This window comes from Bradyrhizobium vignae (assembly GCF_004114425.1).
Lineage (GTDB): Bacteria > Pseudomonadota > Alphaproteobacteria > Rhizobiales > Xanthobacteraceae > Bradyrhizobium > Bradyrhizobium vignae.
In genome coordinates, this window is record NZ_RDQF01000013.1 from 76,112 (window position 1) to 91,804 (window position 15,693).

Genomic DNA, 15,693 nt, shown 5'->3' on the forward strand with positions numbered 1-15,693 from the left:
GCTTCATTTTTGCAGGGGCGCCTTTCGAGAAGCTGACAAGTCAGGGAAAGGGTGTCACCGAGGTCAGATGCTTCCCCGTGTAGCTGCCAAGCGACATCCGGACCTGCTCCCTTTGCATCATGAAGAACTCCCCACCTGGTTCATGATGTCGGTTGACGGTTGGCTCCGCCGCTGACAGGCAAAGGTCTTGAAGATGACAATGGTAAGGTCCGCCCAGACATCCCCGCAGAACGACTTCTCAAAGTCGATCAAGGCGCCGAGGCGGATACGCCGGATGCTGTTTGATGATGGTCGATCTTCGACCGCAACGCATCATCGAGCCGCCTGTAAGCGATTGCGGCAACTTCCATGTCGCCCATATCCCGTCAGGCGTAAGCAGGACTGGCCTGCCGCGCGAGGACGAAAACAATACCGCGGGAACGCGCGTGGCTTGGCTCCCCGTCCGCACAGCAATTGCTAGCAATAAAATCTCTCAAATCAGTCCGTGACCGACGCGACCACTGCATTGACGGAGATCAACTGGCATTGATTTCGTCAGAAATGCACGAAGGTCTCTGACAGGCGGTTTGGGACTTCAACAGATCAAAATGACCGTCGCCTCGTAGGTCTGTTGTTTGCCGTCTCGGGGCAGCGTGCAACGGATCTACACCCCTGAAGGCAACAAAGTGCTCGGCGTACGGTCTACAAGCGTTTACGAAAACTCCGACTTTTAAGAGCGACGACCGCGACGGTCACATTTTCTTCGAAAACTCCGTGCTAACTATCGTCTGATTGTTCCGGCGGGATGTACGCTGTGACATGACGGGAGCCCTGGCTTTCACGCCGGCGTTTTCATTTCCAGCGCGGGAAGTCTGCCGATTTAAGTTGCCTTTGTGCAGCTTGATTGGACTAGGCTCATGACCTGTCGCCGCCCACCACGAAAACTCTGCTCGGGATACGGAATGCGTGCCAGTCGAGGCGACTGGCAAGCGAGATGCAACGTGTTCGCCGATTTAACGTCGACGTCGGGCGCCATTCCCGGCGACTGCGGGAACGCGCGCGGATCATCGGTCAGCACCTTGTCGATGACGGTGAGGCGCGTTTCGGTCGTGGTGACATGCCTGGCATAGAGCGCGCCAGTGATCGTGGTGGTGAACACCACGCGGCCACGTTCCTGCAACCGGACGAAGGCGTCGGGCCAAGCTGAGCCTCTGGTGAGAAGTTTGCGCCTGATATCGTGACCAGGCGGCCCCATCAGCAAGACGCGCCACGCCCAGCGATGTGACGTTACGAAGTGTCAGCCATGCGGCCGGAAACGTTCGCCCTCGCCGAAAAAAGGTGGGTTCATCAGCACGACTTCGGGCAACACCTGGATGGAGGTGATCGTCGACTTGGCCGCGTCGAAGCGCGTGACGCAGTTAGCCGGCAACATGGAAGAGAGCAACATGCCCCGGCACTCGGCCAGCTCGTTGAGCACGAGGGGTGCTGCCGGCGATCTCGGAGAGGATGGCGGGCAGCCCGGTGCCCGCGGACGGCTCGAGCACACGCGATTGGCCGCCGTAATGGCGGCGGCGCGCAGCGCTGCCAGGCCGAGAGTGGTCGGCGTCGAGAATCGCTGGAAATCCCGCGCTCGGCAGAGCGGTGCGTGCGAGTCGGCAGAAGCGACGCGATCTTTGCCCAAGGCGGAAAGACGTGAAGCCGGAGAAGCGGCTTTGCGGAAAAGCGCTTTCCGTAGTCGCGCAAGAACAGGAGGGTGGCGGCCTTCTTCGTATGCCAACTTCCAATCCCAGCCTACGAGGCGGGGGCCATAGCAAGCGCGTGACAAATTGCAGTTTTTCGCGCAGTGTTTACTTCCCTGGTGCTCTCGTGAGAGCTACCGGTATAGCCACCCTGCACCTCCCTAACCGTCCCCCCGCGGACGTGGGCACGAGCTAGGCTTTGGGTGCATTGTTTATGTGGAGAATAATCCGCTGCCTGAGCATGTGCGTATGGTCCGCGCCCTAGATCGGCAGCTTCGAGCGCGCCGTTTGCGGCGAGACGATGGAGATTTGGAATACGGCCTCGGTGCCACATATCGACTAGTAGCTGGTCCCGTTCGGCGTCCACCTCAGAACTCCCGAAAGCAGCAATAATGCAGTGCCTTGGCCGGAACGAGTCCGCTTCGTCTGCATTGCATGGCATGCCAAGGCACTACTTCGTTTCTGAGGGAGCTCGGACGTATTCACGAGGCACTGCGCACGAGGTCTAAGGCGCTGGGCGTGACTGATATCGTCGCCGCGCCATGCGACTAAGCTCCTTCTCGGCGTCTATCCCACGCTCCCATGGCGTTGCTGCCGCGGCAATAAGGGCCTCCCGCAGCTCTGCACGAATGGTCTCAGACCGGTATGGAGAGATCCTGGAAGAGTTCGATCCGGGTGTTTGTCGCTCATTTGTTTGTTCGAACTAGCTGACCAGGCTCGTTATGGCCTGCGGCGCGCCAATGAAGGCGTAAGGATTGAGGAACTGACGACGCCAAAACAAGTTTCGATCCACTTGTCCAAGCGCGGCTTCATCACAAACCGCCGACCAGCGGTCCTTGATGGTCTTGATTTGATGCACGACAATTGCGACGGCATCCGCCTCGTTGAGAAGAAACGATGGCGCGCCTTTCAGGCAGAGCGCAATCTGACTGTGTCGATCCTGGCCCAATATAAGCATCGCTTGCGTCGCCTCGCCGCCCGTGCGGCTTTGCGGGCAAATATCATAGGCAGGTGTGAGCGTCAGATTCGTGCCGTCCCAGAGGGCTGCGTGATTTCTGGCATGGTCATCCGTGTTACCGCAGAGCACGTTGAAAACAATGCGCGAAAATAACTCCCGTAGCGTCTCCTTGGGTTCCGTGAAACGGTGGCGGATGGTCGTGGCGAGCTGTTCGTAGCTGGCGTAACGGGCCATCATTTCGTCCAGCTCAAGCAATGTTAGGGCGGATACCATGGCCTTGCGGGACCATCCGCCGGTAGCCTTCGCACGATCGAAGCGCTCGATAACGAGGACGTCCTTGCCCGCCACGCGTTGAAGGCTCACAGGCGCGACGCGAAGCCCGGCCGCCGCGGCCAAGCGCATTGCAATGAATTCCGCCTTCACCACGCTGTAGAGGTCGGTTTGCGAAGAAAACTTCGCGATGAATTTCTTATCGTCGGAGGTAATCGTCGCTTTCGGCCGCGCCCCGCCAATGGAGCTACCGTGGAAAACCGCCCGGTCGAGCTCGGGCGTCAGCGGCGTTCCCTGTTCGACGAGCGCCGCCGCATTCAAAAGCTCATCGAGAGACGCGCCCTCGCCTTCACGCGCGACATAGGCCGACGGCGAGGCTTGAAAATCGAGCGCGCCGATGCGATCCGACCCCGACTCGAGGAGAAAGGTCAGCTCATCAAGACTGCCCGCGTCAATCTCTTTCCCGCGCGCGCCAAACTTCCGATTGAGGATCACGCGTCGGCCCCAGGCGTCGGGAGCGGCGTCGCGAATACAGTTCGGCATGTTCAGACCCGCAAGAAGCGGAAGGATTCCGCTCCGCAGCGGCAATTCGGGTTGGTAAAGCGCAATGGCATCCTTGCGCTCGATGTAGCTCCGTCCATAGTTGAACACGAGCTGTTCGCCACGTGCCGACAAACGGCCCGCAACAACCGGTTTCGTCTCACTTGGTAGCCAAGTCCAGACATAGGCCTCAGTGAATTTGGGATCAGAAGTCATCCTTGACCTCTTCACCCCGCCGGGCACGAACGGATTTAGGCAGAAGCGTCAGGACCTCGCGATTGGTTTCGATCGCCTGAGACATTGTCGCCGGCCCGAGGTCGAACAGCCTGACGCCGACAATTGCAGCGACCTCAAAGACAGCGCCAATGGTGGATCGCGGGTCGCCTGCCTCTATGCGCCGCAGCAGCCCGCGCGAGATCCCTGCCCGCTCGGCGACGTTGACCGTGCTCATCTTCCGTTCGATGCGGGCCTTGCGCAGAAGCTGCCCAAGCAGCACCGCAGCATCGGCTGCATAGACAGAAATCGGGTGATGGATCTTAGCCATGGATCCCATTGGTTCATAAATAGATCGTCAAGTGCTTCGTGGATCATATATAGACCAGGGTCGCAAAATCTTCAACTGAGCTGGTGCATAAAAAAACCAGACCGGCTGTTATGGTCCATTAATGGACCAGGCAGGTTCCAGACAACGTGAGGAGCTGGCGAGGACGCCACCAATCCCAGATCGCGCCTCGTCCAAGCTTAAGAGCCTGCGCCGAACACCGTCATCCGCCCGAAAGACCTGAGCCCGTGGCGCTGTGAACATGCCGCTGCGCTTGGACAACGCAATCGCGTTGCCCACATGCCCACAGCAAAAGGCGCGCAACTTGACCGATGCCATAAAACTAACCAGCCAGAACGCCTCGCCACTGGGCGAGATCAAATTGGAGAGGTGGGCGACATCGTCTCGGATTGACGCGAGTTGCACCAAGGCAAGGTAGTTGGCGGCGAGCCTGTCGTAGCGCGTTGCGACCCGACGACATTGCTTGATCCTGTTGAAGAGTCTTTCGATCTGGTTTCGAGCGCGGTAAAGGTACGGGCTGAAGCAGATCGGATCATTGCGGTTGCATTTGGCGGGATGTTTGCCCATGCACCTTTCTTCATGGCAAGGTCTCTGATCCAGTCAGCGTCGTAACCACGATCGGCGAGCAGCATCGATCCAGGCTTCAGACGAGACAGAAGTTTTCCGGCGAGTCGATTACCTTGGCGCGATTTGCCGGATCATTTTGGCCCTTACACTACCTGCTATAACCGCCTTGTTCGCTCGCGCTGGCCGGGTGTCTGGAGCCGAATCATAGCCGCTGCTCACGATGCGGCGGTCCAGATGATCGACACCTCTATTGTTCGCGTTCATCAGCACGGACGGTGCATCGCCAAGAACCAGAGGCAAATTGATAGGACGTTCACGCGGCGGGTTGACCAGCGAGATTCATGCGCTTGTAGGTGGCAATGGGCCCGTGCCCGTACGGCTGGCACTGACGCCTGGTGAGGCCCATGACAGCCCAGATCGCAGGACCCAGAAGATGCCATTGAGGACGCGTCGGTCAGAGGAACTCCACGCGGCTTGTTTGGTAGCATAGACTTGATAGCTGCCCATTCTTAGTCAGTCAGTTCATGGCGCATGATTCGAAGCCTCAGTTTGGGAGCTAGAATCACGGGCGCCGGGGCGAGCACAATGCTTTTGCCATGTCAGGCCGACTTGTCCTCACGGCTGCCCTCAAGCTTATCTCGCAAGGCCGTGATCACGCGATGGACAATCCGTATATCCTTGACAGACAGCCCTTCTGAAAGATCGTTGATCCAGGGAACCTGCAATTCCATTGCGGCTTCGAAGGCGCGCTGTCCATTCTCAGTGAGCACGACGAGCTGCGCCCGTCGGTGATGCGGGTTGACCTCAAAAGATACGAGGCCCTCCCTGTGCAGATCATTGATAATCCGCTGCACGTTTTGACGATTGCCGCCGAGGTCGCGTGCGAGCCAAGCGACCGGTTGGGGACGTTCGGCGGACACAATGGCGCCAAGCACCTGCCACCGTGCGCTTGTTAGGCCAAGCGGGGCGACCAGACGGTCGCCGGCCGTCAGAAGCAGGCCGTCGAGCCTGAATAGATCGAGAACAAGGTCGCTCAGGGCGTCCCCCTCGGGGGTTCGCTCGGCTCTTTTCATTCGTCACCATTGTTTTATGTTGACATCATAGTGTCAATATGTTTGTAACCATAATACCAATTAGGCACCACATGTTAAACAGCGATGGAGGCACTCATGTCGTTGCTACGCCCACTAGACCCTTCCTTCCCGATCGACCGCCAGATCGCTATCGAGGCAAATTCGGTCGTCCTGGTGAACCCATTCACTCTCGACAAAGCCGATGAGGCGGCTTTTCTCAAGACCTGGCAGGACGACGCAGCGTTCATGAAGCGACAGCCGGGCTTCATTTCCACTCAGCTGCACAGAGCTCTCGGCGACAGCTCGACCTATCTGAACTACGCCGTCTGGGAATCCACCGCACACTTCCGCGCGGCCTTCACCCATCCTGACTTTCTAGCAAAAATCGCCAGCTATCCGGCCTCGGCGATAGCTTCCCCTCATCTGTTCCAGAAAGTTGCCGTGCCCGGCATCTGCGTTGCCTAGCCCTGCTGCTTTTAGGAGGGGAAAATACCCATGATCAAGTTGATCCATCCTGTCGCTGGCGCCTTGGCTATCGCAACGATCGGCACATTTTGGCTATCGACGGTACTCAGTGAGCTGTTCGCGCCCCATGCCACAGTTGCAGCGGTTAAGGGCACCATACCGTGGGGTTTCTTGTTGCTGATTCCGGCGCTCGCTGCGACCGGTGGTACAGGTGTCATCTTGGCAAAGGGGCGCCGGGCCGGACTGATCGGGGCCAAATTCAAGCGCATGCCGTTCATTGCAGGGAACGGCATCCTGATTCTTATTCCGTCTGCGCTCTTCCTTGCGTCCAAGGCTCAGGCGGCAGAATTCGATGCCACGTTCTATGCTGTGCAGGCGATCGAGCTCGTCGCGGGCGCAACAAACATTACACTTCTTGCTCTCAACATGCGGGACGGTCTCAAAATGAAGGGATGGTTGGGCCGCAAACTCGCTTGATCACCTGAACCGGAACTGCGCGGACAACTGATCTGACGCCTGGTATTGTCGTGATTTAATGAGTACGCGCCCTAGCCTAGGCGTGTACTCATTAAGCGCAGATGCCTTGGCATATGAGCATATATTCACAAACTCACAATGAGCTGGCCGGAACGAGCTGGTTCGTCGCATCGACGTTGAAACGGCTCCCCCGGCCGACAGCGCCGAGGCGTTCTCATAACCCGCTAGAGGAGCGCGCTATGTCCTGGAAGTGGAAGCCGAGTTGGTACATCTTGAGCAAGGACAGCATCGTGCAACCGGCCCATCAATGTTTTGTCACAGAACGCTCGACTGTCTTTAAGATCGACGGCTGCCGCGTCCCCAAGCGGGCCCAGCCCGACTTGGTACTCGATCTGATCCGCAAGGCTGCAAACGCCCTTCTGCACCTAAGGCGGCGCAAGGTGCATCGCAGCCGGTTCAGCGAACCAAAAGGAAATCCGCGCAAGGCGAAGGGCGAAGCGCCATTGCAGACCTCAGCAGATTTTGTGTGCACCTATAGTGCTGTCGTCGACGCGCTCACAGCCACGATTCTCAATGCAGAGGCCGCCTTAAAATGGTTGGGCACTCAACCGCCAGATCTGGAAGAAGCCCGGCGAGCACTTAATACTATCGCTAAGGACGGTAAGCGAGCAGGCGAACTTATCGTTCGACTTCGAGCGCCGATGCAGGATGACGCTCTTGATCCCCATAGTACGCATACGACGAAGCCCGCCTGATTGACGCATGCGCGCGAGAGCCGGGTAGCGCTATGATAGCACCGCGTGACAGTTAGGCGGCTTGCTGATCGGTAGGTTCGTTGGCTTGGTGCGGGAGCTTCCATTCCCAGAGCAGCAGTTCGTGCAGACCCGAAGCGGGAAGATCGGCGATCCGGGCGAGGACGTCGGAGAGACAGGCTTTGGGATCGACATCGTTAAGACGACAGGTGGTGATCATCGTCAGCATGATAGCGGCGCGGTGGGCGCCGCGCAGGCTGCCGGCGAAGGTCCAATTGCTCCTTCCCAAGGCGATGCCGCGCAACGCTCTTTCTGCGGCGTTGTTGCTGAGGCAAATCCTGCCATCGTCCGAGGAAGCGGCAAAGTCGGCCCAGCGCCTGAGCATGTAATTCATGGGCTTCAGGACCTCGGATGAGCGCGAGAGGGTTTCTCGCTCGCGCAGCAGCCAGGCGTGCATGTCGTCGAACAGCGGCTTGCTTGTCTCCTAGCAGCAGGCGCAGCTCTTCGGGGCCTCGACAACGACGCGCTCGCGTTCGATGTCGTCCGGCCAGGGCTTGCGTACCGGCCGCTTGCGCGTGAAGGCGCGCACGCTCAGGGTTTTCGCCGCGGGGGCCCGCGCGGCAAGCTCATCCTCGCTCGCTTGGTAACCACTTCTTCGAGCTCCAATTCCAATTGCTCGATCAGCCGCGCCGTTCGCTCGGAGCGCTGCCCGTACAGTTCGCGCTTGAGCTTCTCGATCCGCAGCTCAAGATGCGCGATCAGAGCCTCGTTGGCCGACAGCTCCGCCTGCGCGCTGGCAGCTACCGCCTCGGCTTGCAGCCGCGCCTCACGTTCGGCCTGCAGCGCCGCCATGCGGTCAATCTGCTTGGGCGCTAATCGAGCGACAGCAAAATGCCAGCGGAAGCTCCCATCCAGAGCGCAAACCTCATCGTACAACTGAGCGCGCTATCAATCGGCACAAGCCTCCGCTCGCCTGGTCTTCCGGACAGAGGAAAATGGACATGGAATGCCAAAATAATTTGTCAGCTCAGCCGAAGCGCATCGCGTGCGCATTTCGAAACACCGGCACAAAGACTTTTCTGAGGTCCGCGCGTGCGGTACGAGGCAGTGCTGGATCGCTCGACTAACTGTTTCTCACCATTAGCGGCAGTTCATGTTGGATTGGCGCTTATTCGCATCGCTCAATATGTGGAGCCTGCCGGGTCGTCGAGCTTGTGGCGCTCGGTTCTGGTGAGGGGCGGTTTGAAGATGCTAACGAGGATCATGTCCTTGTCCCGTTCCCCGCGTAGGAAATGCTTGTCAAGCACATACATGTCACCCTTGCGAATGGGAAAGACATTGCCGTCCATGTCCTCGACCTCTCCCTCTCCGCCGATGCAGTAGCAGGCTTCGAGATGATTCCGGTATTGCAGAAGCGAAAACGGTGTTAGCGCGCACCACGGTGTGGCAGATGCTAAAACCCATGCCGTCCTTATCGGTCAGAAGGCGGTGGCTAGTATCATTGCCCAATCGACGAAGTGATCGATCGCTTCGACGTCGTGCAGGCTACGCACAATCATAGTGTTCGATTGCTGGTGCCAGGTTGAAGTGATTGATCCAAAAGCTGGAGGCCGTTGTTTTGCCGCGGAACTGCGACTTCTCTGTCGCGCGGCCGACTGCGGTCGGAACAACCAACCGTCGGCCGCGGAGAACCCGGGCAATCGCCTACGGGATCGGTTACACGCAAGGCCTGCCATTTTCCCGACGGCGACTAGTGAAAATATCGGCGAGGATCTTTCGCAGCCAAGCCCCATCGGCGCGTACCAACTTGATGTTCCACCTTTCGCGTGGGGCGGACGCTTACCTTTGTACTCCCCAGAATGCTGCTGGGGCTATTGCCCGCGACATAAACTCTCTCCAGTCGCAAACTTGGCAAGTCGTTTCCTTCCTTGCTGTGCCTCTCGCCGCGAATACGGTTCCGCGGCGTCTCAGCCAGTAGAGCAAATCTCATGCCGTGGTCGCAGACCGATGAAAAGATGAAGTTGTGGCTGTCTCAGCTGGCTAGCGACTGAGAACGATTTAGCTGGGCGTGTAGCCAATCTAACAAACTGCCGAGATATGGCCGAATACAAACAGGTCCGCGAGCGAGGACCGATCGAACAGTGCGGCTTTTTAATCCGCTATGGGCTAATGCCGATATAGATTGAGCACCTGATACACGAGCCGAATGAACTCACGTGCAGGTCAGCAGATCAGGTCCTCAGGGCTAGGCCAACAGCGGGCGGATATCATCGATTATTTGCCAGGTCGCGAGCTCATGATGATGCCGCCGCCGAGAAATCGCGTAGTCTCGAACGCGCGCGTCGTTCGCGGCTCCGCGCCTAGCTTGCCGGCATGTCCGCCCCCTTCCGAAGGCTAAACGCGAGCGGGAAGGTCTCGGTCGAAAGAGACTCGAGCGCGGTCTGCTCCTCGATGAGGCGGTTTTCGATGAACTGGCGTTCGACATCCGACAGGTTCGACTTCAGCAGGCGACGATAACGGTGGATGTTGTTGCGGTGAGCACGAATGCGGGCCAAAAATTCATCGAGCATCCTGGACGCTCCTTACGTCGTCGCAATCCTTACCAAGAGATATTCAGGCGAGCATGTCATCGGTCAACGCGCCGCTATCAGCGCATCGCGAAAGCCGCTCGGCAGGCGGATGAGGACCCTAGCAGTTCGGGAAATCGTTCTCTCCTCATCATACCATTTCCAACGCGACGATCCGAAGCGTTTTTGGCTCGCTACACGCCGTGTTTCTGCTCGTCTAGTCCCTCTAACAGAGCTGGACGCTTGTAACGTGCAAGGAATAGTCGGTCACGTCCCGGGTGCCCGACGCTTGTCGCTAACAAGCTCGCGCCTCAGTACTCTCCCCCGGCGGGGCTGAACATCATTTGCTGATGTGCTATAGGCATCTGCGTTGAGAACCGCTTTGTTTGAGAGTTTCGATGTCTCTTTCGATTGGATTGATTGTGGACGGCTATGTGAAACTAAACAACCGCAGCGCGCTGGAGAACCTTCTGACGCATCGGCGGGAGTTACTGCAGAAGTTGAACCGGGTTACCGGAATTGATGCGAAGGAAGCGATCGCTCAGGTCAGTCAAGAAATCACAGTGATCGAAACGGCACTTGCGGCGCTCGCACGGGAGTAAACAGCAAAGGGCGCACCGGCTCGCATGAGTTGACGGCGCTTGGGCGCCGAACACTGATTTCGCCCGCGTTTGCGGATGAGTGTTAGGGCACGACGCCTCACCGGCATCCTGGCGGGCAAGGATGCGTGCGCCAAGGCTTGGACGCACTGCCTTTTGTGCGAACTGCCCTCTTTTTTCAACGATCGGCCGCTCCCATCGAGCAACGCGCCAACCGATTCACATATGCAAATGCGGGCGGCGGCTTGCATGGGCCTATCGTGACGTATCGGGGTAATGAACTGGGGGAACTAAGATTGGCTGAGGGCGCTTGTTCGCAAAGCAGATTCTTTGTTCGGAAGGGCGGAAAGGGTTGGATGGTTTATGATCGAGAACGTAAGGGCCCAGCGCTGATTGGGACCAGCTTGGCAGCCAATCTAACCGTTGAACAAGCCGAACGGATAAAGCGGATGCTCACCGCTTCGCGGGAAGACAAGGTCTAATCTCGATATGTGACGTTAGCCGACATCGATTTGCGACCACGATACACCCGTGCGAGCTGGTCAGATCGCTGCGCCGCAGGCGACGCGAAGGCGCGCGAACCTGGATAAGAGGCCACGATCTTCAGCACTGTGGCTTGGAATTTCACCTCGATGACAAGCCATGTCCTAGATCTCTCGCCACATCGTTGGTGCTTTCGAAAGAGCTTCCTGACCGATCTGTTTAAGCAGATCGGGGCGCGTCTCACCCCTGGTGGCGGCCTCCAGGATTCTGGAGGCGACGTAGGCGCGGACGCCGGTGTCATACGGTGGGACGTTCTCGCAAACCTCATCCAGGATCGTGCGCAGGAGCGCGGTCGTGGCACCGTCCAGCATTGAGAGATCTTCCTCATCCCACCGAGGAAGATAATGGGCATTTATTGGACCGCAACGCAAGTACATCAGATCGTATGAGACTTCGCGACTACAGGTCAGCCAATTTTAGCGGCGCTGCAATGTCCAGCATCTCTGAGATGGTTGATCAATTGCAGAGCTCGATCGAGCTGCTTTTGTTTTTCTCGTCGCCCCTCTCGGTTTAACAGACAACCTTGGCAGGGCTCAGAGCCCAAGGTGACGGGCTGCCACCATGCTCTGCGATTATCTAAGGCATGCTCGGCCATCTATAGCGCGCTGAACTGGCCGGTCGGCTGCGGCAGACCAATGTTCGGACGGTGCTAGTTCGACCTGATCAGGTTCATTGCAGCCAGAGGATTTGCCGCCTATCGAGCGTGCTGCGTCCAGCCAAGCCCGAGCGCTTCGCATCTTGCACTGTAGAGGGACATCGCGCGCATTTGTTTCGGTGAAGCATATTTTTGCGCCAAAAAACAGCGCCGGCCCCATGTCTGGCGAGGAAATCGCGCCGAGATCCGGCGGCCACCCTCAGCAACCCGTGACTCACCCCCTAAACGCTCTGGGCGATTTATGCAGCATCACAGTAAACTCATGGTCATGGGCGTGGCTATGATCCATAACCGCAGGTACTGGCAGCAAACAATTTTGAGCGAGCCTGCTTTGGGAATGCCCGCTTGCAGGCGGATGATCTCAGTAACGCCCTGCGTTTTGGACATAAGCCTGGTGTAGAAGTGACCCCAGCACGGACATGCGAACGTCCTGTGAAAATTCATCGGGGGCGCTGCCGCAATGCAGGATTTGAGCGCGGGAGCGCGGCTCGTCGCATAAATCGATATTGCGATTTTGTTACACTCTCCGCCCAGAGCAAACACATGCAACCGGGGGCGGCATATTCCGCGGCTACATTGTGAGCCATTACTGCAACTAGCATGAGCCATGAGCGAGATGGCGTCGCGGAAGGTGCCGTCGCATCTGCGAATTGGGCGCGAGCCCCTTTGCAGGGAGTGAGCTAGCAAACCAGCCTGCCGCGGGCTGCATGTGAAAAACGCTCCGATCTGAGGCCAAGGCGCTTCGTTCAGCGGGGAGAAGAGACTGGGCTGTTCAGATTTTCTGCTGTGTTTGTCGAATCGGAAAGGGAGCTACATGAATCATCTCGGCAGCAGCCAACGTCGCACAACATCTGTGATGACGGCCGAACAGCACGAGCTTGAGCGCTGCAAGCAGGAGAATGCGCGCCTCAAACAGCTGGTTGTACGACTTTCTGAAATTGCGTTGCGCCACGTCGCAGAAAGCGCGCATAGCGCTCAGAATGTCCCAGATCGTCTGAGCGAGCCGCCGAAGTCATAATACGGAAAGCGAACTCGCACTTGGCTGCGCTCGGGAGCGTGGAGCGGTCCGGTCTTGCTCACTTGTCAGCGGCAGAGCCAAGATCATGAGCTCGAGCGTGGGCCAGTTGTTCAGGAGGCAAAGGAGCAGTTTCGGATCGCGTTCGAGAGCTCTTTCAGGATGCTGAGGATTTCAGGGCCAACTGATCGGGTTCGACTACTTCTGAGTGCAGTCGCTTGCGGATCTGGCTACGCGCTAGGTCAGGACTACATTATCGATCAACCGCGTCGAGCCCACATACGCTGCCACACAGAGCACCGCCGGATAACGCAGAGGGCTCTCGGCAATCCTGAGGGTCCCAGCGTCGACAAGCTCAAGGTACTGGAGACGATCGACCCTTTGCAGATGCGTTCTTGCAAGCGCAATCAGCGTTGACGTCTCCCGCTCCCCTGAGGCAAATTCTTGGGATGCAGCGAACAAGCCACGGCTGATCGCAAGGCTCCGACCACGTTCTTCCGGGCTGAGATAACGATTGCGACTGCTCATTGCCAGTCCATCTGGCTCCCGTACGGTTGGCACGGTGACAATCTCGATCGGAAGATTCAGATCAACCGTCATGCGGCGTATCACAGCGCATTGCTGAAAATCCTTCTGGCCAAAGTACGCGGCGTCCGGCTGCACCATGTTGAATAGCTTGCAGACAACAGTCGCTACACCACGAAAATGTCCGCGCCTGAAGTCTCCGCAGAGCGGTTTTGCGAGTTCGCCCGGCTCGACAAAGGTCTCAAATTGAGCCGGATACATCTCCTCTGCACTTGGTGCGAAGATGATGGAGACTCCGGCACTACGGCACAAGGCTTCATCGCGCGCGAAGTCGCGAGGGTACCTGCTGAGATCCTCATTTGGTCCGAACTGAGTGGGGTTGACGAAGATGCTAACGACAGTGACGTCGCAGTGTCCACGGCTAGCCGAGATCAGGGACAGGTGGCCGTCGTGCAGGTATCCCCATCGTCGGAACGAACCCGATGCGCTTATAGGCTTTCCGGACGTCTGCAAGGGCCCGACGCAGCTCAGCGACGTTCGTAATTACTTGCATTTCTTACCTTGCTTCACGCTGAATTGGAGGGCAGCCAGTTGGCGATGGCATTCCGAAGCTGATCAGGAAGCCGATAGCATTCCTCTGAGCCGGGGAATGCACCTTTGCGGATATCGGCAGCCCAGCGCGACAGCGCCTCCTGCAACAGCTGGAATCCATTTGTATAGGCACGAACGAATTTGGGGCGATGGCCTTCGGTTAGCCCCAAGACATCATGGAACACAAGCACTTGGCCCGAGCAATCGGGTCCTGCTCCGATGCCGATGGTGGGTATCGTGAGAAACTGGGTCGCTCGCGCGGCGAGCTCGGCAGGAATCCCTTCCAGGACCAGAGCGAAACAGCCGGCTTCCTGCAGACGGTGGGCGTCATCGAGCAGACGCAAGGCGGTATCCGTTGTCCTTCCCTGCACCTTGAATCCACCCATGACGTTGACGCTCTGCGGGGTCAGACCGAGATGTCCCATGACAGGAATTTCGCAATCGACCAGGGCGCGCACCATCTCGACGCGTTTGGCGCCACCCTCGAGTTTCACAGCATCGGCGCCACGCTGCAGAAAACCTCCTGCATTGCGGATGGTATCCTCACAACCGATATGAAAGCTCAGAAAGGGCATGTCGGCCACAAGCAGGGCTTGAGGCCTCGTACGCGCAACAGCCTCCAGGTGATGATTCATCATGGCCACGCTAACGGGCAGCGTGTTATCGAATCCCAGGCAGACGTTTCCAACGCTATCGCCAACCAGGATGATATCGACAACGGGATCCGCGATGCGCGCCGCAACCGCATCGTAGGCGGTGGTCATCACGATACGACGTCCTTCATCCTTCCAATGCTGCAGTGCCGGAATCGTGACACGTTCTAGAGGCTGCTCTGAACTGTGGCTCATATTGGATCTGCTCCCCACACGCTGTCGGCGCTTCCTAGAGAAGGCGGGAGAAACCTGTCAATGGGATGGAGGATGAGAACCCCAGTTCTCTTGAACTGGAGAACAACGCAAAAACAATCCAATGGTTGCGCAACCACGAGGCAAGACCTTCCTCATCGCGATTTCATCACCCGATGGCTCGTTTTTCGCGTACAGTTTCAACGACTATGCCGGCCGCCGCCTCGATCGAGGAGTGGCGCTCGCGACGGGCTACCATCTGCAGGCGTTTCTGGGCTGATTGCAGTCTCTTCAAACGGCGACGGCTCGATCGAAGCGCGCTGTAGATACACGCAGCGAGGGGCTTCGTCTTTAGGGGCACATCTCCGCGTCTGCTGCCCTAGGGTACTCGTGAGGCTCCTGCTTCGGCGCTGGCGCACCGAGCAAAGCAAACGGATCCCGGGCCAGGAACGTCCAGAGGTGACAGGCCATTGTAAGCGCAGTGAGAACGGCGGTCGAGTAGATGTCGTCGGGAACGCGCTCAGACCGCCCCGGCCTGCCGGCCCTGTAGGTCCTGAAGTCGATTATTTTGCCGATGTTTCTGTCACTTGATTGTCCACGCGCTCTAGAGGGCGAATCGAATTCGCAACATGTCTGACCAGGGCGGTACCCACAACTCGGTCTAGCCTAAGCCGCTCGCAACGATCGAAGCCACTTCTGATCGGCCTCTCGCCGCGCCTTGAAGCGGTTGACGCATTTCTTGGAGCAAAGGCCTGTTCGCCAGCAGTAATAGCGGATCAGCCCAAACTTTCCGCCGCATATCGCGCAGCATGTGGCTGAATGGTCGAGTGAATTACGGAAGCCAATGTGCATTCTCGCCTCCTGTCAGACATTCACTTGGGAAGCCCCGCTACCCTCTCAGCGCGGCACCACGATCGTACCAAAGGAGCGGCCGCCCGACGGTCTGTCTCAATGGTCTTGCAGCCATCAAG

General features: G+C 58.0%; 15 protein-coding genes and 6 pseudogenes. 6 read left to right on the plus strand and 15 right to left on the minus strand.

Going from position 1 to position 15,693, the window contains the following annotated elements:
- Nucleotides 1-859: 859 nt before the first annotated feature.
- The 5 genes and pseudogenes from EAV90_RS41440 to EAV90_RS13770 form a co-directional block, all read right to left on the minus strand.
- A complete protein-coding gene (locus EAV90_RS41440) occupies nt 860-1,141 on the minus strand; it encodes a hypothetical protein (RefSeq protein ID WP_208738489.1) in 282 nt (93 codons plus the stop codon).
- Between the two features lie 135 nt (nt 1,142-1,276).
- Nucleotides 1,277-1,756: a hypothetical protein gene (locus EAV90_RS41445; protein ID WP_208738490.1), complete on the minus strand. Its 480-nt coding sequence runs from the start codon at nt 1,754-1,756 to the stop codon at nt 1,277-1,279.
- 665 nt (nt 1,757-2,421) lie between these two features.
- Complete coding sequence (locus EAV90_RS13760; protein ID WP_129143634.1) at nt 2,422-3,702, minus strand: type II toxin-antitoxin system HipA family toxin; 1,281 nt, start codon at nt 3,700-3,702, stop codon at nt 2,422-2,424.
- Nucleotides 3,692-4,030: a helix-turn-helix transcriptional regulator gene (locus EAV90_RS13765; RefSeq protein ID WP_129143635.1), complete on the minus strand. Its 339-nt coding sequence runs from the start codon at nt 4,028-4,030 to the stop codon at nt 3,692-3,694. The genes EAV90_RS13760 and EAV90_RS13765 overlap by 11 nt, the downstream gene beginning before the upstream one ends.
- 402 nt (nt 4,031-4,432) lie before the next feature.
- Nucleotides 4,433-4,725: pseudogene (locus tag EAV90_RS13770) on the minus strand (transposase); the annotation flags it as partial.
- Between EAV90_RS13770 and EAV90_RS41665 the strand changes: the two are divergent.
- Nucleotides 4,718-5,024, plus strand: a pseudogene (locus EAV90_RS41665) (transposase family protein); the annotation flags it as partial. The pseudogenes EAV90_RS13770 and EAV90_RS41665 sit on opposite strands and share 8 nt — an antisense overlap.
- On the opposite strand, the pseudogene EAV90_RS40110 reads toward EAV90_RS41665, so the two are convergent.
- Together EAV90_RS40110 and EAV90_RS13785 are read right to left on the minus strand one after the other, a co-directional pair.
- Nucleotides 5,017-5,112: pseudogene (locus EAV90_RS40110) on the minus strand (IS5/IS1182 family transposase); the annotation flags it as partial. The pseudogenes EAV90_RS41665 and EAV90_RS40110 overlap by 8 nt on opposite strands.
- A gap of 102 nt (nt 5,113-5,214) precedes the next feature.
- Complete coding sequence (locus EAV90_RS13785; RefSeq protein ID WP_122405124.1) at nt 5,215-5,688, minus strand: MarR family winged helix-turn-helix transcriptional regulator; 474 nt, start codon at nt 5,686-5,688, stop codon at nt 5,215-5,217.
- Between the two features lie 96 nt (nt 5,689-5,784).
- Between EAV90_RS13785 and EAV90_RS13790 the strand changes: the two genes are divergently transcribed.
- The 3 genes from EAV90_RS13790 to EAV90_RS13800 all read left to right on the plus strand — a co-directional run bounded on the left by EAV90_RS13790 (nt 5,785) and on the right by EAV90_RS13800 (nt 7,385).
- The gene (locus EAV90_RS13790) at nt 5,785-6,153 is read left to right on the plus strand and encodes an antibiotic biosynthesis monooxygenase family protein (RefSeq protein ID WP_244558879.1); all 369 of its coding nucleotides are present in this window, start codon (nt 5,785-5,787) and stop codon (nt 6,151-6,153) included.
- 30 nt (nt 6,154-6,183) lie between these two features.
- A complete protein-coding gene (locus EAV90_RS13795; RefSeq protein WP_129143636.1) occupies nt 6,184-6,630 on the plus strand; it encodes a hypothetical protein in 447 nt (148 codons plus the stop codon).
- Between the two features lie 239 nt (nt 6,631-6,869).
- Entirely contained in the window at nt 6,870-7,385 is a 516-nt protein-coding gene (locus EAV90_RS13800) for a hypothetical protein (RefSeq protein ID WP_122405127.1), read from the plus strand.
- Nucleotides 7,386-7,437: 52 nt separating this feature from the next.
- Here the strand turns inward: EAV90_RS13800 and EAV90_RS41670 are convergent.
- The 4 genes and pseudogenes from EAV90_RS41670 to EAV90_RS13815 form a co-directional block, all read right to left on the minus strand.
- Nucleotides 7,438-7,866, minus strand: a pseudogene (locus tag EAV90_RS41670) (IS66 family transposase); the annotation flags it as partial.
- A gap of 107 nt (nt 7,867-7,973) precedes the next feature.
- Nucleotides 7,974-8,234, minus strand: coding sequence for an IS66 family transposase (locus tag EAV90_RS41675; protein WP_430644726.1), 261 nt, complete (start codon nt 8,232-8,234; stop codon nt 7,974-7,976).
- Between the two features lie 329 nt (nt 8,235-8,563).
- Nucleotides 8,564-8,941, minus strand: a pseudogene (locus tag EAV90_RS13810) (ectoine synthase).
- Nucleotides 8,942-9,742: 801 nt separating this feature from the next.
- On the minus strand, nt 9,743-9,952 hold the full coding sequence (locus tag EAV90_RS13815; protein WP_129143637.1) for a hypothetical protein: 210 nt from the start codon (nt 9,950-9,952) through the stop codon (nt 9,743-9,745).
- A 395-nt stretch (nt 9,953-10,347) separates the two neighbouring features.
- Here EAV90_RS13815 and EAV90_RS13820 point away from each other — a divergent pair, with 395 nt between their 5' ends.
- Entirely contained in the window at nt 10,348-10,551 is a 204-nt protein-coding gene (locus EAV90_RS13820; protein ID WP_122405129.1) for a hypothetical protein, read from the plus strand.
- Nucleotides 10,552-11,195: 644 nt separating this feature from the next.
- Here EAV90_RS13820 and EAV90_RS39455 read toward each other — a convergent pair.
- From EAV90_RS39455 to panB, 4 genes and pseudogenes are all read right to left on the minus strand, one after another.
- Nucleotides 11,196-11,402 (minus strand): hypothetical protein, encoded by a 207-nt coding sequence (locus EAV90_RS39455; protein ID WP_164936914.1) that lies wholly within the window; start codon nt 11,400-11,402, stop codon nt 11,196-11,198.
- Nucleotides 11,403-12,518: 1,116 nt separating this feature from the next.
- Entirely contained in the window at nt 12,519-12,716 is a 198-nt protein-coding gene (locus tag EAV90_RS39460) for a hypothetical protein (RefSeq protein WP_164936915.1), read from the minus strand.
- A gap of 282 nt (nt 12,717-12,998) precedes the next feature.
- A pseudogene (gene panC / locus EAV90_RS13835) lies at nt 12,999-13,839 on the minus strand (pantoate--beta-alanine ligase).
- A gap of 13 nt (nt 13,840-13,852) precedes the next feature.
- Nucleotides 13,853-14,725: a 3-methyl-2-oxobutanoate hydroxymethyltransferase gene (gene panB / locus EAV90_RS13845; protein WP_164936916.1), complete on the minus strand. Its 873-nt coding sequence runs from the start codon at nt 14,723-14,725 to the stop codon at nt 13,853-13,855.
- A 121-nt stretch (nt 14,726-14,846) separates the two neighbouring features.
- On the opposite strand from panB, the gene EAV90_RS39465 reads away from it, so the two are divergent.
- Nucleotides 14,847-15,002, plus strand: coding sequence for a hypothetical protein (locus EAV90_RS39465; RefSeq protein WP_164936917.1), 156 nt, complete (start codon nt 14,847-14,849; stop codon nt 15,000-15,002).
- Nucleotides 15,003-15,693: the final 691 nt, after the last annotated feature.